General features: G+C 68.2%; 1 protein-coding gene. It reads left to right on the top strand.

Annotation, left to right across the window (positions count from 1 at the left end; all coding sequences use genetic code 11):
- On the top strand, positions 1–387 hold a 387-nt coding region (locus AC4FQ5_RS20080), incomplete at its 5' end, for a hypothetical protein (RefSeq protein WP_491146478.1).
- Positions 388–544: the final 157 nt, after the last annotated feature.

Here is a 544-nt window from a genome sequence, read left to right as displayed (position 1 = left end):
GACATCGTGAAGCACACCGCGTTCTTCCGCACGCACACCGAACCGTGGCAGTGGAACACCGCATGGATCCCGGTCGCCCAGCAGGGCTGGTATCAGGCCGCTCTCGATTCGGCGCCGTCGCGATCCGGCACCGTCATCGATGCCGGATGGAACGATATGCCCCACGCGGTCGCCCCGACTCTCGCGGACGCCATCGACGGCGTCGTGGACCTCGCGCGCGCGGATCTCCTTCCCACCTCGGATGAGGACCTGGCCCGACGTCGAGAACGACGCGCGTTCCTCGACGACCTCTGGCGATCGTCGTGGGCGTCGAGCGAATTCGGACCGGCTGCTGAGATCGACCCCGGTCAGTGGCCGGACGAGTGGGGCGGACCGCAGGAGGTCTGACGTCAACGCCTGATGCCGCGCGCGGAGCCGCTACAGTCGGTGTCATGCAACGACGCGACGACGCACCCGCAGCCACGACGACGGACGGATCGACCATTCCCCGAACGGTGTGGGTGAGCGGGTCGTCGGGCAAGCTCGGCAGCGAGGTCGTTCGGCA

Source organism: Chryseobacterium sp. DT-167 (assembly GCF_058310155.1).
This window is presented reverse-complemented; position numbering and strand designations above follow the sequence as displayed.